19 protein-coding genes and 1 pseudogene are annotated in these 22,259 nt (G+C 53.8%); 8 read left to right on the top strand and 12 right to left on the bottom strand.

The features are described 5' to 3' along the window. Positions 1–68: 68 nt before the first annotated feature. Positions 69–1,544 (top strand): aldehyde dehydrogenase family protein, encoded by a 1,476-nt coding sequence (locus tag RSJ68_07395; GenBank protein ID WNU96282.1) that lies wholly within the window; start codon positions 69–71, stop codon positions 1,542–1,544. Positions 1,545–2,328: 784 nt separating this feature from the next. Here RSJ68_07395 and RSJ68_07400 read toward each other — a convergent pair. The 3 genes from RSJ68_07400 to dnaE form a co-directional block, all read right to left on the bottom strand. Further along, a complete protein-coding gene (locus RSJ68_07400; GenBank protein ID WNU96283.1) occupies positions 2,329–2,580 on the bottom strand; it encodes a hypothetical protein in 252 nt (83 codons plus the stop codon). A gap of 231 nt (positions 2,581–2,811) precedes the next feature. Continuing rightward, entirely contained in the window at positions 2,812–4,290 is a 1,479-nt protein-coding gene (gene ubiD, locus RSJ68_07405) for a 4-hydroxy-3-polyprenylbenzoate decarboxylase (GenBank protein WNU96284.1), read from the bottom strand. A 129-nt stretch (positions 4,291–4,419) separates the two neighbouring features. Beyond that, complete coding sequence (gene dnaE, locus RSJ68_07410; GenBank protein WNU96285.1) at positions 4,420–7,854, bottom strand: DNA polymerase III subunit alpha; 3,435 nt, start codon at positions 7,852–7,854, stop codon at positions 4,420–4,422. A gap of 12 nt (positions 7,855–7,866) precedes the next feature. On the opposite strand from dnaE, the gene RSJ68_07415 reads away from it, so the two are divergent. Together RSJ68_07415 and RSJ68_07420 are read left to right on the top strand one after the other, a co-directional pair. Continuing rightward, positions 7,867–8,103 (top strand): hypothetical protein, encoded by a 237-nt coding sequence (locus tag RSJ68_07415; protein ID WNU96286.1) that lies wholly within the window; start codon positions 7,867–7,869, stop codon positions 8,101–8,103. Between the two features lie 203 nt (positions 8,104–8,306). After that, entirely contained in the window at positions 8,307–9,209 is a 903-nt protein-coding gene (locus RSJ68_07420) for a ribokinase (GenBank protein ID WNU96287.1), read from the top strand. Positions 9,210–9,321: 112 nt separating this feature from the next. Here RSJ68_07420 and RSJ68_07425 read toward each other — a convergent pair. Together RSJ68_07425 and ettA are read right to left on the bottom strand one after the other, a co-directional pair. Beyond that, positions 9,322–9,429 (bottom strand): annotated as a pseudogene (locus tag RSJ68_07425) (IS5/IS1182 family transposase). Between the two features lie 58 nt (positions 9,430–9,487). Further along, positions 9,488–11,164 carry an energy-dependent translational throttle protein EttA gene (gene ettA / locus RSJ68_07430; GenBank protein ID WNU96288.1) on the bottom strand — a complete coding sequence of 559 codons (1,677 nt, stop codon included), beginning with the start codon at positions 11,162–11,164 and terminating at the stop codon, positions 9,488–9,490. Positions 11,165–11,393: 229 nt separating this feature from the next. On the opposite strand from ettA, the gene RSJ68_07435 reads away from it, so the two are divergent. Next, positions 11,394–11,669 (top strand): Lrp/AsnC ligand binding domain-containing protein, encoded by a 276-nt coding sequence (locus RSJ68_07435; GenBank protein WNU96289.1) that lies wholly within the window; start codon positions 11,394–11,396, stop codon positions 11,667–11,669. Positions 11,670–11,785: 116 nt separating this feature from the next. Here RSJ68_07435 and RSJ68_07440 read toward each other — a convergent pair whose 3' ends face one another. Both RSJ68_07440 and RSJ68_07445 read right to left on the bottom strand, forming a co-directional pair. Further along, positions 11,786–12,706, bottom strand: a complete 921-nt coding sequence (locus RSJ68_07440) for a LysR substrate-binding domain-containing protein (protein WNU96290.1) — start codon at positions 12,704–12,706, stop codon at positions 11,786–11,788. A gap of 48 nt (positions 12,707–12,754) precedes the next feature. Next, positions 12,755–13,432, bottom strand: coding sequence for a hypothetical protein (locus RSJ68_07445; GenBank protein WNU96291.1), 678 nt, complete (start codon positions 13,430–13,432; stop codon positions 12,755–12,757). A 154-nt stretch (positions 13,433–13,586) separates the two neighbouring features. Here RSJ68_07445 and RSJ68_07450 point away from each other — a divergent pair, with 154 nt between their 5' ends. After that, positions 13,587–13,982 (top strand): nuclear transport factor 2 family protein, encoded by a 396-nt coding sequence (locus RSJ68_07450; protein ID WNU96292.1) that lies wholly within the window; start codon positions 13,587–13,589, stop codon positions 13,980–13,982. A gap of 147 nt (positions 13,983–14,129) precedes the next feature. Here the strand turns inward: RSJ68_07450 and RSJ68_07455 are convergent, their stop codons facing one another. After that, a complete protein-coding gene (locus RSJ68_07455) occupies positions 14,130–14,510 on the bottom strand; it encodes a carboxymuconolactone decarboxylase family protein (protein ID WNU96293.1) in 381 nt (126 codons plus the stop codon). 79 nt (positions 14,511–14,589) lie between these two features. Here RSJ68_07455 and RSJ68_07460 point away from each other — a divergent pair, with 79 nt between their 5' ends. Continuing rightward, positions 14,590–14,949: a MerR family transcriptional regulator gene (locus RSJ68_07460; GenBank protein ID WNU96294.1), complete on the top strand. Its 360-nt coding sequence runs from the start codon at positions 14,590–14,592 to the stop codon at positions 14,947–14,949. Positions 14,950–15,018: 69 nt separating this feature from the next. Here RSJ68_07460 and nadB read toward each other — a convergent pair whose 3' ends face one another. Together nadB and nadA are read right to left on the bottom strand one after the other, a co-directional pair. After that, positions 15,019–16,563: an L-aspartate oxidase gene (nadB, locus tag RSJ68_07465; GenBank protein ID WNU96295.1), complete on the bottom strand. Its 1,545-nt coding sequence runs from the start codon at positions 16,561–16,563 to the stop codon at positions 15,019–15,021. 205 nt (positions 16,564–16,768) lie between these two features. Further along, the gene (nadA, locus tag RSJ68_07470; GenBank protein ID WNU96296.1) at positions 16,769–17,881 is read right to left on the bottom strand and encodes a quinolinate synthase NadA; all 1,113 of its coding nucleotides are present in this window, start codon (positions 17,879–17,881) and stop codon (positions 16,769–16,771) included. Positions 17,882–18,083: 202 nt separating this feature from the next. Between nadA and RSJ68_07475 the strand changes: the two genes are divergently transcribed. After that, entirely contained in the window at positions 18,084–19,022 is a 939-nt protein-coding gene (locus RSJ68_07475) for a hypothetical protein (GenBank protein ID WNU96297.1), read from the top strand. Between the two features lie 229 nt (positions 19,023–19,251). Beyond that, entirely contained in the window at positions 19,252–20,133 is an 882-nt protein-coding gene (nadC, locus tag RSJ68_07480; GenBank protein ID WNU96298.1) for a carboxylating nicotinate-nucleotide diphosphorylase, read from the top strand. 442 nt (positions 20,134–20,575) lie between these two features. On the opposite strand, the gene mtgA is transcribed toward nadC, so the two are convergent. Next, complete coding sequence (mtgA, locus tag RSJ68_07485) at positions 20,576–21,277, bottom strand: monofunctional biosynthetic peptidoglycan transglycosylase (GenBank protein WNU96299.1); 702 nt, start codon at positions 21,275–21,277, stop codon at positions 20,576–20,578. A gap of 1 nt (position 21,278) precedes the next feature. Then, on the bottom strand, positions 21,279–22,088 hold the full coding sequence (gene aroE / locus RSJ68_07490; protein ID WNU96300.1) for a shikimate dehydrogenase: 810 nt from the start codon (positions 22,086–22,088) through the stop codon (positions 21,279–21,281). Positions 22,089–22,259 lie beyond the last annotated feature (171 nt).

A 22,259-nucleotide genomic window follows, 5' to 3' on the forward strand; every position in this document is an offset into this window, starting at 1 on the left:
TATCCTGTTTTCAGACGACGTTTGAGGAACGTCCAAAACCTAAGAAAGACAACCAAGGAGACAGCATCATGGCAAAAGATTTAAATGTGTTTGATAAAGAGTACGGCCTCTTGATTAACGGCGTGTGGACCAAACCCGGCGCGCTTTTGGATTCATACAATCCTGCCAACGGCGAATTGTTAGCCAAATTTACCGACGCATCCGATGCCGATGTTGATGCTGCGGTTGCCGCCGCGCAAGAAGCGTTCAAAACATGGCGCAAAACCACCACCACCGAACGCGCCGCCATACTCAACAAAATCGCCGATGTGATTGACGACAACTTGGAATTGTTCGCCTTGCAGGAAACGCTGGACAACGGCAAACCCATCCGCGAAACCCGCGCCGCCGACATCCCGCTGGCTTCCGACCATTTCCGCTACTTTGCCAGCGTGATCCGCGGCGAAGAAGGCACTGCCACCCAGCTTGACTCCGAAGACTTATCTATCGTCCTGCGCGAACCCATCGGCGTCGTCGGTCAGATTATTCCGTGGAACTTCCCTTTCCTGATGGCGGCTTGGAAAATCGCGCCCGCACTTGCCGCAGGCTGTACCATCGTTATCCACCCGTCTTCCAGCACTTCGCTGAGCCTGTTGTCGTTCGCTCAAAAAATCAACCACTTGCTGCCTAAAGGCGTGTTGAACATCATTACCGGACGCGGTTCTAAATCCGGCGAATACATGCTGCACCACAAAGGCTTCAACAAGCTCGCCTTTACCGGTTCGACCGAAATCGGCCGCCACATCGGCATCGCCGCTGCTGAAATGCTGATTCCCGCCACCTTGGAGCTGGGCGGCAAATCCGCCAACATCTTCTTTGACGACATGCCGTTTGACAAAGCCCTCGAAGGCGCGCAAAAAGGTATTTTGTTCAACCAAGGCCAAGTATGCTGCGCCGGTTCGCGTATCTTCGTTCAGGAAGGCATTTACGACAAATTCGTCAACGCCTTGGCGGAAGAATTCAAAAAAATCAAAGTCGGCCTGCCTTGGGAAGACGACACCCAAATGGGTTCGCAAGTCAACGCCGGTCAGCTTGAAACCATTTTGAAATACGTCAAAATCGGCGAACAGGAAGGCTGCCGCATTATCACCGGCGGTAAGAAAATCGAAGGCGAGTTGGGCAAAGGCGAATTTGTCGAGCCGACCCTGATTGAAGCCGGCAGCAACAGCGCCCGCGTCGCCCAAGAAGAAATCTTCGGCCCGGTTGCCACCGTGATTAAATTCAAAACCGAAGAAGAAGTCATCAAAATGGCCAATGACAGCGAATACGGCTTGGGCGGCGCAGTTTGGAGTACCGACATCAACCGCTGCCTGCGCGTTTCCAATGCGCTGGAAACCGGCCGCGTTTGGGTGAACTGCTACAACCGCCTGCCCGCAGGCGCACCGTTCGGCGGCTACAAAACTTCAGGTATCGGCCGCGAAACCCACAAAATGATGCTCGCTGCTTATACTCAAGTGAAAAATATCTACATTTCCACCCGCGAAGAGCGCGAAGGCTTCTATTGATTGCCTGCTGAACATTGTTTATTGATGTAGAAAAAAAGGTCGTCTGAAATCCGGATTCTGGTTTCAGACGACCTTTTTGTGTTGACTGGAATTTTATGAGTGCTTGTCGTTATAGACAAATAAACCGTCAGGCTTAACTTTGGGAAAGATTAAACTAGTTGCAGGAGATCTATGAAGTCAAAGGGTAAGGGTAATTTCGCTATAGGGTGTTCGCCGTCATGATTAACAGATACTGTTACAAGCCATTTTGCCGGCAATCAGTTGGAAATGTCGAATTCGAGAATCCGACAGTTGCTACGGCAAAAACCGTAGCATGAGAATAGAAACCCGTAGCGTGGGCTTTGCCCATGAATCAAACCTAAAATTGCAGACGACCTTTTTTACCTAGCATCATCGTGGGCAAAGCCCACGCTACAATGCACACCGACGGGGCAATAGGTCGTCTGAAAACAGGGGGGGGGAGCAATTTTTGCCGAAACCTCTACCGTTATTCCCGCGCAGGCGGGAATCCATTTTTTAAATTCAGAAACTGTTTTTCAAATTAAGGTTTCTTAGGTTTTACGATGGATTCCCGCCTGCGCGGGAATGATGAAATTTGATGACATACCGGATTTAAAGTTAAGTATGTTTGCTATAGAAAGCCGGATAAATCCGTTATTTCAAATTTAACGAATTTAAATTTGAAATAACAAATCAAAGGTTGTCTGAAAATCTGTTTTCAGACGGCCTTTTTTGAAATTGCAGTCAGGTCATCGTTACCTTATCGACGTTTCAAATTACCTAATTACCTGAAAGCCTGCCACACCACCCAAGCAATGATTGTCCAAGCAAATACCACTCCCGCTGCCAATATCATCACAAATACCAGCCAGACGGCAATCTCTATCTTACGTCCGGTCAATACGCGCCGTACTTTCCGCCGGCCGCCATGCCGATATGGGCGGCGCAGAACGGAAATGCGCTTTTTGCCGTAACTCAGGAAATCCCAAGTGGCGGCAAAGAGTTCGAGAACGCCAGATACAAAATCCAATACCACTATTTAAACTCCGTAAAATATACTGGCGTTATAGTAAATCCAAACAAGGAATCCCTATTCCGTCATTTACGCGCAGGCGGGAATTCGAGCCCTGATTTATCAGGAATATTTAGAGGTTGCCGCGACTTTAAACTTCTGGATTCCCGCCTGCACGGGAATGACGGTAATTGAATCTTCCCTGTTCCAATCCGCTGTAAAAACGTTTTCAGACGACCTTTTTGATGTTCGGGTTTACAACCCCAACTCCTCCCAAATCTCATCAATCTTAGCCGTAACCGCAGGGTCTTTTTTGATCACACGTCCCCATTCGCGGTCGGTTTCGCCCGGCCATTTGTTGGTTGCATCTAAGCCCATTTTGCCGCCGAGTCCGCTGACGGGGCTGGCGAAGTCCAGATAATCGATGGGCGTGTTTTCCACTAAAACGGTGTCACGCACGGGGTCCATGCGCGTGGTTACGGCCCAGATGACTTCTTTCCAGTCGCGCACGTTCACATCGTCATCGACCACGATGATGAATTTGGTGTACATAAATTGGCGCAGGAACGACCAGCAACCCATCATCACGCGCTTGGCGTGTCCGGCGTACTGTTTTTTCATGCTGACCACCGCAATGCGGTAGGAACAGCCTTCGGGCGGCAGGTAGAAATCGGTGATTTCGGGAAACTGCTTTTGCAAGAGCGGTACGAACACTTCATTCAACGCCACGCCCAAAACGGCGGGTTCGTCGGGCGGTTTGCCTGTGTAGGTGGAATGGTAAATCGAGTTTTCGCGCATGGTGATGCGTTCGACCGTGAACACGGGGAAATGGTCCTGCTCGTTGTAATAGCCCGTGTGGTCGCCGTATGGGCCTTCCAACGCGGTTTCGTTCGGATGGATGACGCCTTCCAGCACGATTTCAGCGCGTGCGGGCACTTGCAAATCGTTGCCGATACATTTCACCAGTTCTGTCCGAGAACCGCGCAGCAGTCCGGCAAACTGGTATTCGCTCAAGGTATCGGGAACGGGCGTTACCGCGCCCAAAATGGTGGCAGGGTCGCAGCCGAGCACGACGGCGACGGGATATGGCGTATCAGGATTGAGTTTGCGGAACTCCTGATAATCCAGCGCGCCGCCGCGATGCGACAGCCAGCGCATAATCAGCTTGTTTTTGCCGATTAACTGCTGGCGGTAAATGCCTAAGTTCTGGCGTTTTTTGTGCGGTCCGCGCGTTACGGTCAAGCCCCACGTTACCAGCGGCGCAACGTCTTTCGGCCAGCAATGTTGAATCGGAAGTTTATACAAATCAACGTCTTCACCTTCCCATACGATTTCCTGACACGGCGCATTTTTCACCACGTTTGGTGCCATGCTCCAAATGTCTTTCAGCAGCGGCAGTTTGGAAAATGCGTCTTTGATGCCTTTGGGCGGTTCGGGTTCTTTCAAATACGCCAGCGTCTGCCCGATTTCGCGCAGTTTGGACACGCTGTCCGCACCCATGCCCATCGCCACGCGTTCGGGCGTACCGAACAGGTTCGCCAACACGGGATAATCGTAGCGCGTGCCGTCGGGCTTAATCGGGTGTTCAAACAACAACGCCGGCCCTTCGGCACGCAGCACGCGGTCGGCGATTTCGGTCATTTCCAAATGCGGGGAAACGGGATGCGCGACGCGCTTGAGTTTGCCCTGCTGCTCGAGCAAGGCGATGAAGTCGCGTAGGTCTTTGTATTTCATGTTGATCCTTATTTGAGGTCGTCTGAAAGCCGGAGTTTGGATTTCAGACGACCTGAAACGTCAATTTTTTGTCAAATTCTTTACAGAAGTTTTAATCGGTTCCGAAGCAAATTTATGGTTTACCTATAACTACCAATTCACGCGCACTGCCCTGCTGCCGAGCAGTTTTTCCAGTTCGTCGAATAACGCGGAGCTGGGTGTCACCATCCATTTCGGCGGCACTTGAAACTTGCCCGACGCTTTGTCGTTGCTGTACGACAGTTGCAGCGGGATGTGCGATGTGTCGGGCAGGCGGTGGGCGGTGAGGATGGCGGCGAGGCGTGCGATGTCGTGGCCGGGGGCAAGGGCGAGGCTGAGGCTGCGGGCGTAGCGTTCGCGCGCCATTTGCAGGGTCATGACTTGGTTTGCCATGATGCGCAGCCCGTCGCCGCCGCCGTAGTCGTCGCGGCTGACTTTGGATTCGATAATCAGTACTTGGTCGGATTTGAGGTAGTCGGCGCAGTTTTCCAGCGTCTGGCCGCTGACCATGATTTCAATCTGTCCGCTCAAATCTTCGAGGCTGACGAAGGCGATTTTTCCGCGCTTACCCATCATGGTGCGCACGGCGGTAACGAATCCGGCGAGGCGCACGCTGTCTTGCGGTTTCAGACGGCCTAATTTGGTCGGGGCGATTTGGCGGACTTCTTGGGCATACGGGCCGAACGGGTGGCCAGACAGGTAGAAGCCGATGACGGTTTTTTCTTCGGCGAGTTTTTCCGATTCGCTCCACATGGGTGCATCGATGAGCTGCACCGGTTCGATGGCGTCTTCCATCATGTCAAACAGCCCGCCCTGATTGGCGTTGGCGGCTTTTTGGTCGGCGTTGTTCATGGCGAGGTCGATGTTTGCCAAGAGCATGGCGCGGTTGGGTTCGATGCTGTCGAACGCGCCGCCGCGTATCAGGGCTTCGAGGGTGCGGCGGTTCATGTGTTCTTTGCCGACGCGCTCGCAGAAGTCCAAGAGGCCGGTAAACTTGCCGCCGCTTTGCCGCGCGGCGATGATGGATTCGACGGCGGCTTCGCCCGTGCCTTTAATTGCGCCGAGTGCGTAGCGGATTTTCATGTTCGGATACGGCGTGAAGCGGTAGTCGGATTCGTTGATGTCGGGCGGCAGGAACTCGATGCCGTTGGCGCGGCAGTCGTCGTAGAAATGCTTGAGCTGGTCGGTGTTGTCCAATTCAGACGACATGGTCGCCGCCATAAATTCGGCGGGGTAATGGGCTTTGAGCCATGCGGTCTGGTAGGAAATCAGGGCGTAGGCGGCGGCGTGGGATTTGTTGAAACCGTAGCCGGCGAATTTTTCCATATAGTTGAAGATTTCGTCGGATTTTTCGCGCGAAATGCCTTGTTTTGCCGCGCCTTCGGCGAAGATTTCGCGGTGTTTCACCATTTCTTCGGGCTTTTTCTTACCCATGGCGCGGCGCAGCAAGTCCGCACCGCCGAGCGAGTAGCCGCCGATAATCTGTGCCGCCTGCATCACTTGTTCCTGATACACCATAATCCCGTAGGTCGGCGCGAGGATGCCTTCCAGCAGCGGGTGGATGTATTGGAATTCCTGCCCCTTCATACGCGCGACGAAGTCGGGGATGTTGTCCATCGGGCCGGGGCGGTAGAGCGATACGAAGGCGATGAGTTCTTCAAACTTGGTGGTGTGCGCCGTTTTCAGCATTTTTTTCATGCCGGTCGATTCGAACTGGAATACGGCGGTAGTGTTTGCGTCGCGGAAGATTTTGTAGGCGGCTTGGTCATCGAGCGGGATTTTGCCGACATCGACAATATCGCCGGTGGTGTTTTTGATGTTGTTCTGCGCCATTTCGATAATGGTCAGGTTGCGCAGGCCCAAAAAGTCGAACTTCACCAAACCCACGTCTTCCACGTCGCCCTTGTCGTACATGGATACGGGCGAGGCGGATTCGTCCGCCTGATACACGGGGCTGTAATCGGAAATCTTGCCCGGCGCAATCAACACGCCGCCCGCGTGCATACCCAAACCGCGCGTCAAATCTTCCAGCTTTTTCGCCAGCGTAATCAGTTCGTCCGCTTCTTCCGCTTCAATCAATTCCTGAATCTGCGGCTCCGCCTTCATCGCGTCGTCCAAACCCAAAGGTTTGTTGGCTTCCAGCGGAATCAGCTTCGACAATTTGTCGCACAGGGTAAACGGCAGCTCCAGCACGCGCCCTACGTCGCGTATCACCGCTTTGGACGACATCGTGCCGAAGGTCACAATCTGGCTCACCGCCTGCGCGCCGTATTTGTCGCGCACATACTCAATCACGCGCCCGCGGTTGCTTTGGCAAAAGTCCACATCGAAGTCGGGCATGGAGACACGTTCTGGGTTTAAGAAACGCTCGAACAGCAGCGCGTATTTGAGTGGATCAAGGTCGGTAATCTTCAGCGAATACGCCACCAGCGAACCCGCGCCCGAACCGCGTCCCGGTCCCACCGGACAGCCGTGCGTTTTCGCCCAGTTGATAAAGTCTTGTACGATAAGAAAATAGCCGGGGAATTTCATCTGGATGATGATGTTCAACTCAAAATCCAGCCGCTCCTGATATTCCGGCATTTTCGCCGCCCGTTCCGCCTCGTCGGGATAAAGCTGAACCATGCGTTCCTGCAAACCCTCGTTGGACAGTTTCACCAGATAATCATCCAGCGACAGACCGTCGGGCGTCGGGAACAGGGGCAGGAAGTTTTTGCCCAGCGTGATATGGATATTGCAGCGTTTGGCGATTTCCACCGTGTTTTCCAAGGCTTCCGGCAAGTCGGCGAAACGCTCCAGCATCGTTTCCGGCGGAATGAAAAACTGGCTCGGCGTGAAATCGCGCGGACGTTTCTTGTCCGTCAGCACCCAGCCGCCCGCGATGCACACCCGCGCCTCGTGCGCGTTGAAATCGTCGCGGCTCATAAACTGCGTCGGATGCGTCGCCACCACCGGCAAACCCAACTCCTCCGCCAGCTTCACGCTGCCCGAAACGCAAGCCTCCCATTCGGGACGCTCGGGCAGGCGTTGCAGCTCCAGATAAAACGCATCGGGAAACCACGCCGCATACTTCAACGCCGCCGCACGCGCCGCGTCTTCATTGCCGTTCAACAGATTCACGCCCACTTCGCCGTAATGCGCGCCGCTCAAACAAATCAAGCCGCTGTTGTCGCCGTTTTCCAGCCATTCGGGATTGAGTTCCGCATGATGGACATTGCGGTCTTTGCCGACATAAGCCGCCGTCAAAAGTTCGCTCAAGCGCAGATAGCCCGCATCGTTGCGGATAATCAGCATGGCGCGGAACGGCTTGTCGGGCGCATTCGGATTGCCTATCCACACGTCCGCCGCCCCGACAGGCTTAATCCCCGCGCTGCGGCAGGCTTTATAGAATTTCACCAAACCGAATTCGTTCATCAAATCGCTGATGCCCAAAGCAGGCAAACCGTATTCCTGCGCTTTGGCAATCAGTTTTTTAATCCGCACCATACCGTCGGTAATCGAAAACTCGGTATGCAGGCGCAGCGGGATGTAGGTCGGCTCGGTCATGGCAAAATCGGCGTGAACAATAAAAGGCGTATTGTAGCAGGGTTGGAAAAAGGTCGTCTGAAAACGAGTGAAGCGGGGTTTGCCAAAACGAACAAAGTGAGTTTCGCTAAAACGAGCACGGCGGGTTTTCAGACGACCTTGAAAGAAAAATGGTATGTAAAACAGAAAAAATTTTTCATTCTATTTAAATTTTATAAAAAACAAAATAAAAACCGACCAATGTACAAATTTAGCATTCAAACGGTATGAAATTTCCGAAATTTTACGATTTAATTACAACAAAATCCGATATTAAAATATGAAAAACGGGAATTAATATTGCATTTGCAATTCCAGCGGGTACAATGACGCAAAATGCCTATCGGCATAGAGAATGCGGTTTCCTGCATATTTCAATATTAATAAAGACCGCCTGATACGGTCGTATCGTGTTTCAAAAGGGATATATCGGAATGCTCCATACCAAAGTCGTCGTCGTCGGTAGTATCAACATGGATTTAGTAACCCGCGCCACCCAATTCGCGCGCGCGGGCGAGACTTTGCTGGGAAGCTCATTCCATCGCTACATGGGAGGCAAAGGTGCCAACCAAGCAGTTGCCGCCGCACGCCTAGGTGCATGCGTAACCATCATCGGTGCAGTCGGCGACGACGATTTCGGACTGGAAATGGTAACCAACCTCCGCCACGAAGGTATATGTACCGATTATGTCCAAACCATCATGGGACAAAACAGCGGCATGGCAAACATTACCGTTGCCGACGAAGAAAATTCCATCATCGTTATTGCCGGCGCAAATATGTATCTGACCGTTGCCGACATCGAAGCCGCAGAAGAACGGTTTGCCGAAGCCGACATCATCCTCAGCCAGCTTGAAATTCCGATGGAGTGCGTGATGGCCGCATCAAGGCTGGCAGCAAAATACAATAAACCCTTTATCCTCAATCCTGCGCCCGCCCGCGCCATCCCAAAAGAATTGCTGGAGCAAATTACTATCTTAACGCCCAACCGCTACGAGCTTGCCGCCAGCCTGGGAGCGCCGCAAGGCTTGTCCCCCGAAGAGTTGATTTTGAAATCCCCCTGTCCCGTCCTGATGACTTCAGGCAGTAAAGGCGCCGTATATAAAGACCCTAAAGGCCGCCTACGCCATGTTTCAGGTTTTAAAGTACAAACCTCTGACACCACAGGTGCCAGCGATGCCTTCAACGGTGCATTAGCAGTATTCTGGCACGAAGGCATAGACATCGCCGTACGCAAGGCCTGTGCCGCTGCCGCCCTGTCTATTACCCGCTCTGGCGCACAAAACGGAATGCCTTTCGAGTTCGAATTAAGCGGCTTCCTCGCCTCTCAAAAATAAGGTTTGATGCGGCATATTTCTCCCTTAGTCAACATCGTCTGAAACTGCCACAGATAAATAAATCGGAAATTAAGGTTTAATCTTCTCGGTACATAAATAAACAGTCATCACAATATAGTGGATTAACTTTAAACCGGTACGGCGTTACCTCGCCTTGCCGTACTATCTGTACTGTCTGCGGCTTCGTCGCCTTGTCCTGATTTAAATTTAATCCACTATAAAAACGTCGTCTGAAAACCCTTTTTCAAGTTTTCAGACGACGTTTTCTTATTTTCCTATCAACGCGTTACCGGTTTATATTTAATCCGTTTCGGTTTCGCACCCTCTTCGCCCAAACGGCGTTTCTTATCGGCTTCATATTCCTGATAGTTGCCGTCGAAGAACACCCATTTCGAATCGCCTTCGCAAGCCAAGATATGCGTGGCGATGCGGTCGAGGAACCAGCGGTCATGCGAAATCACCATTACGCTGCCGGCAAATTCCAGCAATGCGTCTTCCAGCGCGCGCAGGGTTTCTACGTCGAGGTCGTTGGACGGTTCGTCCAGTAGCAAGACATTGCCGCCGCTCAACAAGGTTTTCGCCAAGTGCAAACGTCCGCGTTCACCGCCGGAAAGCTGCCCCGCGATTTTGCTTTGGTCGCTGCCTTTGAAGTTGAAGCGTCCCAAATACTGGCGGGCGGGAATTTCAAACTGCCCGACCTGCAAAATGTCGCGACCTTCAGCAATGTTGTCGAATACGGTTTTGTCGTTTTGCAAACCTTCGCGGCTTTGGTCAATCAGGCTCATTTTCACGGTTTGCCCGATTTTCACTTCACCTGAATCGGGCTGCTCTTTGCCCGCAATCATTTTGAACAGCGTCGATTTACCCGCGCCGTTCGGACCGATGATGCCGACAATCGCGCCCGCGGGCACTTTGAAGCTCAAATCGTCAATCAGCACTTTGTCGCCAAACGATTTGGAAACGTTCACAAATTCAATCACTTCGTTACCCAAACGCTCGGCGACGGGAATGAAGATTTCCTGCGTTTCATTGCGTTTTTGGTATTCGTAGTTGCTCATTTCCTCAAAACGCGCCAAACGCGCTTTAGACTTGGCTTGGCGGCCTTTGGCATTTTGGCGCACCCATTCCAATTCCTGCTTCATCGCCTTCACGCGCGCGGCTTCGGATTTTGCCTCGTTTTCCAAGCGTTTTTCTTTCTGCTCCAGCCAAGACGAGTAATTGCCTTTCCACGGAATACCGTGGCCGCGGTCGAGTTCCAAAATCCATTCGGCGGCGTTGTCGAGGAAGTAGCGGTCGTGTGTTACGGCAACGACTGTGCCGGGGAAGCGCACCAAGAATTGCTCCAGCCATTCGACCGATTCCGCATCCAAGTGGTTGGTCGGCTCGTCCAGCAGAAGCATGTCGGGCTTGCTCAACAAGAGTTTACACAAAGCGACGCGGCGTTTTTCACCGCCGGACAAATTGCCGATTTTGGCATCCCATTCCGGCAGGCGCAGCGCATCGGCGGCGATTTCCAATTCGTGTTCCGCACCGCCGCCCGTGGACGAACCCGCCGCGATAATCGCTTCCAAGCGGCCCTGTTCTTCCGCCAGCGCGTCAAAATCCGCATCGGGATTGGCATACTCGGCATACACTTCTTCCAAACGTTTCTGCGCGGCGGCTACTTCGCCCAAACCGCTTTCCACTTCCTCACGCACGGTTTTTTCCGGATCAAGCTCCGGCTCTTGCGGCAGGTAGCCGATTTTAATGCCGCCCATCGGCACGGCTTCGCCCTCAAATTCCTTATCCACACCCGCCATAATCCGCAGCACGGTGGACTTACCCGCGCCGTTCAAACCGAGCAAACCGATTTTCGCGCCGGGGAAGAAAGAAAGGGAAATATCTTTAATGATGGTTTTCTGCGGCGGCACAACCTTGCTCACTCGCAGCATAGAATAGACGTATTGTTGGGACATGGTTTTCTCAATTCGGTCAAACAAATTTCAGACGACCCATTTTAACCGATTGCACCGATTGTTGCTTGCACGGATGATATTTAGAGGGGAAACAGATGGAATGGATTGATTTGTTCGGATTTGAAAGAAGGTCGTCTGAAATAGTGGTTTCAGACGACCTTTGAGCAAGAAAAATTACGAGTGGCATTTGCCGTCGAAGTTTCAAGGTTTAACCAAACACGTGCACCGAATGCTGGATATGATCGTCATGATTGACGGCTTCATACTCAAAGAAACCCGCACTCGTCATTTTACCAGTATGAAAATGCAGCACGCTCGTTTCGATGAATTTGAAAACTGGCTGCGCGGCTGGGAAAACGTGGAAAGTGCGGACAAAACCAGTGGCGACACCTGTTGTCAAATTGTGTACGCCACAGACAATTTGGCCGAACTGGAACATTTTTTGAGCCAATTGCTGCAACACGGTACATACCGCCTGCACAGCAGCATCCGGCGTATGAAGTAATTTTTAGACATGCCTCCACCTCCTCATGCGACCTGCACATTAAGCCGCATGAAAACACAAACCGCACAAAGCAAGCCTGCATTTCAATTTCCAAAGTGCAGGCTGCTTTTGGCGTTTCAGGTAGCCCTTGGACGGTTTTCAAACACTGTATCCCGTCCCCATTCTTCCGCCAAAAAATCCACAAACGCCCGGATTTTCGGGCTGACGGCACGTCCTGCGTAATAGACGGCGTTGAACGGGGTCGGCACGACAAGTCGGCGGTCGGGAAAGAGTTCCGTCAGCCGTCCTGCTGCCAAATCCGCGTCCACCGTGAAATCGGGCAGGCTGGCGATGCCTTGCCCGGACAGGCAGAGCCGTTTGACCGTCTCGCAACTGTCGGCGCAGAGTTTCGGGCGGGCGGTGTATGCCTGTCCGTCGTCGCAGGCTATGTCCCACACGTTCAGCACGCTCGGCTCGCAATAGCCCAAGCAGCAGTGCCGTTCCAATTCGGAAGGGTTCTGCGGCATGCCGTGTTGCGCCAGATAATCGGGCGCGGCGACCACTCTGCGGTAGCTGTCGAACAGGGGGCGCACGCGCAGGGACGAATCGTCCAGCCGTCCCGCGCGGATGGCGACATCGACCCTGCGTTCAATCAGGTCGATGCGGTTTTCAGACGAGGTCAGCGACACGTCCACCTGCGGATAACGGCGGCAAAACGCCCCGATGAGCGGCACAAGGCGGTTCAACACCAGCGCGGTGGCGGCATCGACACGCAGCAAACCCTGCGGCACACCGCTTGCCGCGCGGATTTCCGCTTCCGCCTGTGCCATGTCTTCCAGAATCTTTTTGGCGCGGCGGAAATACTGCGCGCCTTCTTCGGTAGTGCTGATTTGACGCGTGGTGCGGTTGAGCAGGGTAACGCCAAGCTTGGCTTCCAGCCGCTTCACGCTGCGGCTGACGGCGGAATTGTCAGTCTCCAGCACTGCCGCCGCGCGGGTAAAACCACCGTTTTCCACCACGGCAACGAAAAAACGGAGGTCGTCTGAATGGGTTTGCATTATTTTTTGATTTTTAAATTTAAAATGTTTAGTTATATTGGAGGCAATCTATAACGATGTTACTTCCTTGCTGTAAAATTCTTGAATAATTTTATCTAAATCCATAGGTAAACAATCCATATATAGATACTGCATTTGGACAATAGGAAATAAAGATAACCCACTTCCATCACACATTGTTCCCTGCAACATTGCATTTAATGTCTGAATTCCATTAGAGTTTTGTACAATTTGAATGAGCATGGGTTCAATATAACCATCCCGCTGCCGATTGAAAGCGTGCATTCCACCATGTATGAATGAATTGGTCGGCTTAATGTGCCGTTCTCTAAATTCTTGAAATAACTGAACTGCTTTTTTCGGTAATTTTCCTGTGTCAACGGCTTTATTCAAATCTGCCAGCATTTCCGTAATATTAGGCATCCAATTCTCTATTTTCTTAACATTCTGTTCAGAAATCGGTTGATGTAAGGCATCGACACGTTCGTCTTTCGCATACCAATATAACCAATACGCACGCAATAATGCTTCGTACTGCAACCTTAACAAACTGGTTGAAGATATAAAGTTTCCATTTCTTGCCAGCGTAAGGATGGCAGAGTGATGCTCTGAAGAGATATCCGCCATAATCAATGTGGCCGATATGCGAGGCTCTGTTTCATCCGTACACGGTATCTTTTTTATTTCTCTAAACATGGCGTTGCAAAATTCTTCAGATTTTGCCAAGAATCGTTTCATTACTGATGTGGTCATTTTCTATTAAAGAGTAAAGATGAAAAAATTGCTGTGATTTTAGCAGAAGTGTTTTGTAGATTGACGGATTTATCGTCAATAAAAAACCGCCGATAATCCTGTTTTCACACCACAACAGGAGCAAGAAATGACCTTGAACCAAGATTTGATGAACGCCGTCCGCACTTTGAGCGATGCAGGCTGCCATTACCGTTTGGACGAATTGGCGGGCTGCTACGAGCCTGATTTGCACATCTTTATCGTCCAGCCGGACGGCAATGTGCTGTCGTTTGACTACGAACAGAACATGGCGTTTTTCCGCGAACGCCGCGATGCGGGCGCACCGCCGATTAATACGTCCATTCATTTCAATATCGCCGAAGTACAGGGCGGCACAGGCTTCGTTACCGCCACCCTCCGTATGGATTTGGGCTACGGCGCGGGCGAGCAGGAAATCGTGTTTACCTTGATGCTGCGTATCGGGAACGACGGCAAATGGCGCGTGTTCCGCGAGCACGCGGTGATTACTTCGGGGCGGGGATAGTTTTGTTTTCCCGCATTTTCAGGTAGCTTTTCAGACGACCTTTCGGTTATTTGATGCAGCCTGCACTTCAATTTCCAAAGTGCAGGCTGTGCTTTAGCTTCGCAGAAACTCCCTTTCAGGTAACCTTTAGGTTTCAGGCAGCCTGCATCACTCTGCCGCCGCAAACACCTCCTTCGCCACAAACACCGCATTCAGCACCTTCGGAAAACCCAAATACGGAATGCAGTGGATAAACGCCTCCACAATTTCATCGCGCGTCAGCCCCACGTTCAGCGAAGCGTGGATATGCACGCGCAACTGGTTTTCACAGCCGCCCTGCGCCGCCAGAGCCGCCAGCGTTACCAGCTCGCGCTGCCGCACATCAAGCTGCGGGCGTTGGTAAATCTCGCCGAATGCGAAACCGATGATGTATTTGCCCAAATCAGGCGAAATATCCGCCAACGCCTGCATTACCTTGTCGCCCTGTTCGCCGTCGATTTCGTTCAGCTTTGCTAAGCCGCGTGCCATTAAATCCTGATTATTCAACATTTTTCATCTCCATACTGAAATAGGCAAAATTGCACGGTCAGGTTAAACTATCAAGCGAACTTTATAGCAAGGAGATTTGATGCAGACCAAGGAATTTGCCGAGCAAACGGGTTTGTCCGCCGCCACGCTGCGCTACTACGAGCAGGAAGGGCTGCTGCGCCCCGAACGAAACGCCAACGGCTACCGCGAATACGGTGCGCGCGATTTGGAATGGGTGGGTTTCATCCTTCGGCTGAAAGACATGGGCGTGCCGCTGGCGCAAATCAAGGAATACGCGCGGCTGCGGCATTTGGGTGATGAAACCGTCCCCGAACGTTACCGGATTTTGCAGGAACATCAGGCGGCTTTGAAACAAAAACGGCAGGAATTGGACGCGCATCGGGAATTTTTGGAACGGAAGCTGGCATGGTATCGGAAAAAGATGGGTGGGCAGGAATAGGCAGCCAAAAGGTCGTCTGAAAATCAGTTTTCAGACGACCTTTTATCTTTTATACGGAGGCATCCATCATCAGCCTGCCGCCTGTTTTTTCCACTCGACACGCTCTGCCAAATCGGTATTGAAATGCGCGCCGATGTTTTGCCGCCTGGCGTATGCGGCTTGGGCGACGGCGAGGCTGCATTCGAGCAGGTTGCGGTTTTCGTATTCGGATGCGGTGTGCGGTTCGGCTTGGTTTTGTTTCCAAAGCCGCAGTTGGGCGATGGCGCGGCGCAGGCCTGTATCGTTGCGGAGGATGCCGAGATGGCGTTGGTTGAACGCTTGCAGGACGGGGCGGCTGAATGTGTTTTGGAGGTCGTCTGAAAAGATACCTGCTTCAACAGAGGGGTTTTCAGACGACCTTTTGGACGGTAAGGTTTGGAATGCTTGTCCGTCTGCGATGGTTTGGGCGGCAAGCCTGGCGGTAACGACGCATTCGAGCAGGGAGTTGCTGGCGAGGCGGTTGGCTCCGTGCAGCCCTGTGCAGGCGGTTTCGCCTAAGGCGTAGAGCTGCGGCAGGGAGGTTCTGCCGCAGGGGTCGGTTTGGATGCCGCCGCAGGTGTAGTGTTGCACGGGGCGGACGGGGATGGCTTGGCGCGTGATGTCCAAACCGCATTGGAACAGGCAGTGCCGATGGATGGACGGGAAATGCTGACGGACGAACTCTGCGGGTTGATGGCTGATGTCGAGCGAGACGAAGTCTTGCGTTTGTTTGGCGATTTCGGCGGCGATGGCGCGGGCAACGATGTCGCGCGGCGCGAGTTCGGCGCGGCGGTCGTAATGCGGCATAAACCGTTCGCCCGCTTGGTTGGTCAGAATGCCGCCTTCGCCGCGCACGGCTTCGGAAATCAGGAAGGTGCGTCCGTTTTCAGACGGCCTTGCCAAGCCTGTGGGGTGGAATTGGATAAATTCGAGGTTTTCGACTGCGCAGCCTGCGCGTATCGCCATGGCGATGGCGTCGCCCGTGCATTCGGGCGGCGTGGTGGTGGCGGCGTAAATCTGTCCCAAGCCGCCGCCTGCGAGTACGGTATGGCGTGCGCGGATGCGGTAGGTTCCTTGTGTTCGGCGGTCGAGGACGGTCAGTCCGCACGCTGCGCCTGATTCGGTTTGGATGTCCAACGCCATCTGCCGCTCGCAAACGCGGATGTTCGGGCGGCGGCGTATTTGGGCAATCAGGCTCTGCATGACGGCTTCGCCCGTGTAGTCGGCGACGTGGGCGATTCGGCGGCAGGTATGCCCGCCTTCGCGCGTCAGGTGCAGGTCGTTATGATTCCGGTCGAACGCCACGCCCTGCGCCAGCAGCCATTCGATTGCCGGTTTGCCCTGCGACAGGATGGCGCGGACGGCGGCTTCGTCGCACAAACCCGCGCCCGCTTCTAAGGTATCGGCAACGTGTTTTTCGATGTCGTCCTCTCCCGACCACGCCGCCGCAATCCCGCCTTGCGCATGACGGCTTGCGGTGTCGTCCAGCCGGTTCTTGCACAAAATGACGATGCGGAACGATTCAGGCAGAGACAGGGCGAGCGTCAGTGCCGCCAGCCCGTTTCCGGCAATCAATACGTCGCAATCGGTTTGCATGGTGTTGTCCTTGTTTGAGAGGTCGTCTGAAACGGTATAGTGGATTAAATTTAAACCAGTACGGCGTTGCCTCGCCTTAGCTCAAAGAGAACGATTCTCTAAGGTGCTGAAGCACCAAGTGAATCGGTTCCGTACTATTTGTACTGTCAGCGGCTTCGTCGCCTTGCCTGATTTTTGTTAATCCACTATAAATATGGACGGCAAATCAGGCGGGGCCCATGCCGTTGAACACATCTTTTTTCTTCAGCCCTGCCGCGAAGTCGAGCATACGTTGCAAAGGCAGTTTGGCGGCTTCGCCCAGCTTTCTGTCCAACAGGATTTCGTTGCATCCGCTTGTCAGGGCGTGTTTGATGCCGCCCAGCGAATTCATCGCCATCCACGGGCAGAACGCGCAGCTTTTGCAGCTTCCGCCGTTGCCCGCCGTCGGTGCGGCAATAAATTCTTTGTCGGGCGCCTGCTTTTGCATTTCGTGCAGGATGCCTAAATCGGTCGCCACGATGAATTTTTTTTCAGGACGCGATACGGCGGCTTTGAGCAATTTACTGGTCGAGCCGACCACGTCGCCCAGTTCGATGACGCTTTGCGGCGATTCGGGATGAACCAGCACCACCGCGTCGGGGTGTTCCGCTTTCAACACCGCCAGTTCTTGCCCTTTGAATTCGTTATGGACGATGCACGAACCCTGCCACAACAGCATATCCGCGTCCGTTTCGCGGCGGATGTAGTCGCCGAGGTGGCGGTCGGGTCCCCAAATCAGTTTCTCGCCGCGCGATTTCAGATACGACACGATTTCCAACGCCACCGAAGACGTTACCACCCAGTCGGCACGCGCTTTCACGGCGGCGGAAGTGTTGGCGTACACCACCACCGTGCGGTCGGGGTGTTGGTCGCAAAACGCCGAAAACGCCTCTTCCGGACAGCCCAAATCCAAAGAACATTCCGCTTCCAAATCAGGCATCAGCACCGTTTTTTCAGGGCAGAGGATTTTCGCGCTCTCGCCCATGAAGCGTACGCCCGCCACCACCAGCGTACCGGCCTCGTGTTCCGCGCCGAAGCGTGCCATCTCCAGCGAATCGCCCACGCATCCGCCTGTTTCCAAGGCCAAATCCTGAATCAGCGGATCAACATAATAATGCGCCACCAAGACCGCGTTTTTCTCCTTCAGCAAAGCCTTGATTTCGTCTTTCAGACGACCTGCCGTCTCGCGGTCGGGCGTATCGGCAACCTTCGCCCACGCCTGACGGATTTGGCAGGCGGAAGTCGGCGTCTGGATGAGTGGCATATCGTAATCGAACGAGCGGCGGGCGGCGGTTTGCATGATGTTTCCTTGTAGCTGGTTTTTGAGGCGGCATGAAGGTTTGCCGTCTGTTTTTCAAACTGTTTTTATATTATGCTCAACTTGAGTATAATATGCAAGGTCGTCTGAAAACAGGTTTGAGATACCGCAAAACCGACCCACTTCGTTCCGACAAACCGCTTTGGTTTACAATAAAGCCTTTCCCACCCGCAGAAAGCCGAACATGGACGCCTACCCCGAAGCCGAAGCCCCGCCGCAAAGCATCGTTGAGCTGGTTCCCGTATTGATTGCCGTTACCGACGGCGGCCTGCGGGTATTGACCGTCGCCCAAGGCACGCTCCTGCCCAACGGCCCGCTCTCCCCCCTGCGCAATTCATTGCAGGCGGGCGTGAAGCTGTGGGTCGCCAAGCAGACTTCGCAGCCTATGGGCTATGTGGAACAGCTTTACACCTTTGTCGATACCCACCGCCGCAACGAACACGGCATGCCCGTCTTGTACGTCAGCTATTTGGGGCTGGTGCGCGAGGCAGCCGACAGCATCCTGCATCCCGACGCGAAATGGCAGGACTGCTACGACTATTTCCCGTGGGAAGACTTGCGCGCAGACAGCGGGCAGCGCGACGCCATCGTCAGCCGCCTGCGCATTTGGGCAAATTCGGCGGACACGGAGGAAGTCCGCCAAAAGCGGCTCAAACGCATTCATTTGTGTTGGGGGGTCGAACCGGAAAACTGGTCGGAAGAATACGTTTTGCAACGCTATGAAATGCTGTATGAAAGCGGCCTGATAGCGGAGGCCGCCGAGCCGCAGGCAAACTTCGACTTCGCGCTCACGGGGCAGCCCATGCGCCACGACCACCGCCGCGTGTTGGCGACCGCCCTGTCCCGCCTGCGTGCCAAAATCAAATACCGCCCCGTGATTTTCGAACTGATGCCGCCCGAATTCACGCTGCTGCAACTGCAAAACAGCGTCGAAGCCATCAGCGGCAGATTGCTGCACAAGCAAAACTTCCGCCGCCAGATTCAGCAGCAAAACCTCATCGAGCCGTCGGATACCGGCGTATCGGGCAGTAAAGGCCGCCCCGCGCAGCTTTACCGCTTCCGCGACGACGTCCTGCCCGACAGGCTGATTTCGGACATCGGACTGCCGCTGGGCAGCCGTTAGCCCGTTTTCAGACGACCTATAGTGGATTAACAAAAATCAGGACAAGGCGACGAAGCCGCAGACAGTACAGATAGTACGGAACCGATTCACTTGGTGCTTCAGCACCTTAGAGAATCGTTCTCTTTGAGCTAAGGCAAGGCAACGCCGTACTGGTTTAAAGTTAATCCACTATAAAATGAAGTTTTGCCCCATCGGTGCAACATCCATCTTTTTCAACAAAGGAAACCCCATGTCGTCTGAAAACACCCTCTTCCCCCTGCCCGACACCCTGTTGCGCCCCATGGTGGAACAAGCCTTGAGCGAAGATTTGGGTAGGCGTAGCGACATTACGTCCGCCGCCGTTATCGCCCCCGATAAAACCGCCAAACTCTTCCTCGTCAGCCGCGAAGACGGCGTTATCGCCGGCATGGACTTGGCACGCCTCGCCTTTCAGACGATGGATCCGTCCGTCCGCTTCCAAGCCGAAAACCGAGACGGACAAGCCGTCCGCGCAGGTCAGACGCTGGCCGCCGTCGAAGGCAACGCCCGCGCACTGCTCGCCGCCGAACGCACCGCGCTCAACTACCTCACGCACTTGAGTGGCATCGCCACCGCCACCGCGCGTGCCGTCGCCGAAGTCGCCGAATACGGTACAGACATCGTGTGCAGCCGCAAAACCATCCCCCTGCTGCGCGTCCTGCAAAAATACGCCGTCAGGGCAGGCGGCGGCGTGAACCACCGCATGGGTTTGGACGACGCCGTGCTCATCAAAGACAACCACCTCGCCTATTGCGGCAGCATCGCCCAAGCCGTGCGGCAGGCAAAACAGGCGGTCGGACCGTTGACCTGCGTGGAAGTCGAAGTGGACACATTGGCACAACTGGACGAAGCCATCGCGGCTGGCGCGGAACGGATTTTGCTGGACAACATGGACGACGAAACCTTGAAAGAAGCGGCAAACCGCTGCCACACGCAAACCGCCCACCCCCACACCGTCTATTGCGAAGCATCGGGCGGCATCGGCTTCGACCGCCTGAAGCGCGTGGCGCAAACCGGCGTGGACGGCATCGCCCTCGGCTATCTGACCCACAGCAGCCGCTCGTTGGACATAGGTTTGGATTTCGTGGCGTAAATTTTGCCGAAGACAGCGGCGCAGAAAGAAAACCATTCAAAAACGCCCGTTTCGTCATTCACGCACAGGCGGGGTAAAGATGACGAAACGGGCGTTTTCTGGAGTGGATTAAAATTGCAATGATAAGGCGTTGCCAACGTCCTTATGGACTATATTATTTTTGACACGCAACTTACCGGTTGTCGTCATTCCCGCCCCCGCCTGCGCGAGGACAGGCTACGGCGGAAATCCATTTTTGAAATTCAGAAACTGTTTTTTAAATCAAGGTTTTACAAGTTTTACAATGGATTCCCGCCGTAGCCTGTCCTCGCGCAGGCGGGGGCGGGAATGACGGAAAAAGTATTAAAAACTGGGAAGATAGGAGATATATGTGATACGGCAAACAGGGTTACAGTTGCACAAAGGTCGTCTGAAAACCCCTTCACCTGATTTTCAGACGACCTCAATCCATATCGCTTTCAGGCAGCTCCGCCGAACCCATGCGGCGCAGGATGATATTGGTCTTGTTGCGCAGGCGTTTGCTTTTTGGATTGTCGGCGTAAAACAGCGGCGCAGGGACGCGGGCGGCGAGTTTGGCGGCCTGCTGTTTGGTCAGGTTGGCGGCGGGTCTTTTATAAAAATACTGGGACGCGGCTTCTGCGCCGAATACGCCGTAGTGCCATTCGATGGCGTTCAGATACAGCTCGAAAATGCGGTCTTTGTCGGTAACGGCTTCCATCATCGCGGTAATCGCGGCTTCTTCGCCTTTGCGGATATAGCTGCGGCTTTCGTTCAGAAACAGGTTTTTGGCAAGCTGTTGGCTGATGGTCGAGCCGCCTGCTTTGACTTCGCCGCTTTGTTTGTTGCGTTTGATGGCGTATTGGATGCCGCCCCAGTCGAAGCCGCCGTGTTCGGCGAATTTGGCGTCTTCGGAGGCAATCAGGGCTTTTTTCAGGTTGACCGAAATGCGGTCGTAAGGTACCCAGCGGTAATCGAGTGCGACATCTTTGCCTTCGCTTTGAAACTGCCGCATCCGCATCGCCATGAAGGCGGTTTTGTTCGGCGCGACGGCGCGGTAAGTGATGATGTTGCCGTACACGTAAGCGTTGAAAAAGATAAATGCGCCCAAAGGCAGGGCAATCAGCCATTTGATGATGCGGAACATTTTATAACTCTCTCATATATTGGACGACGGGCAGGACATCGGGTGCGAAACCGCGCCAAAGCCGGTAGGAAGCTGCCGCCTGTCCGACCAGCATGCCCAATCCGTCGGCGGTTTGTTTTGAGCCTGATTGGCGGGCAAACGCTAAAAACGGCTCTGCCGCTTCGCCGTAAACCATATCGTAAGCCAAGGTGCAATGTTCAAAGACTTTGGGCGATACGGCGGGAAGCTGGCCGCTTAAGCCGCCGGATGTGCCGTTGATGATGATGTCGAAGCCGCCTTCCAGTTCATCTAAAGGTATGGCTTCAATATCGAAATGCGCCGCCATTTCCGCCGCTTTGGCATGGGTTCGGTTGGCGATAACGATGAGCGCGGGGCGGTATTCCTTCAACACGGGAATCACGCCGCGCACCGCGCCGCCCGCGCCGAGCAGCAAGACGGTTTTGCCCGACAATTCCACGCCCAGCCTCTTTGAAATATCGTCCGTCAGTCCGAGCCCGTCGGTATTGTCGCCGCGTATTTTACCGTTTTCCAGCAAAATCAGCGTATTGACCGCACCCGCCGCCAACGCGCGTTCGGAATGTTCGTCCGACAAGGCAAACGCTTCCTGCTTGAACGGTACGGTAACATTCGCCCCGCGCCCGCCGTCGGCAAAAAACGCTTCGACCGCCTGCGCGAAACCGCCGATGTCGGCGCAAATGCGTTCATATTCGATTTCAACGCCTTCCTGCAAGGCAAACTGCCGATGGATTTGCGGCGATTTGCTGTGTGCGACGGGGTTGCCGAAAACGGCATAACGGGGAGCAGTGTTCATAAAAATCCTATCCGGCAGGACAAATGCAAAGACCGCCCATTATAACCGCCTTTGCCGCCTCACAGCGCTGTTTTCCAATAAATCCAAATACGCATCGGATTGTTGACAATCAGGTCGTCTGAAACTATATTCCGCAAGTCAGAAATTTAACGGATTTGCGGTTTCAGACGA

It is taken from the genome of Neisseria sp. DTU_2020_1000833_1_SI_GRL_NUU_006 (assembly GCA_032388755.1).
GTDB classification, from domain to species: Bacteria; Pseudomonadota; Gammaproteobacteria; order Burkholderiales; family Neisseriaceae; genus Neisseria; species Neisseria sicca_C.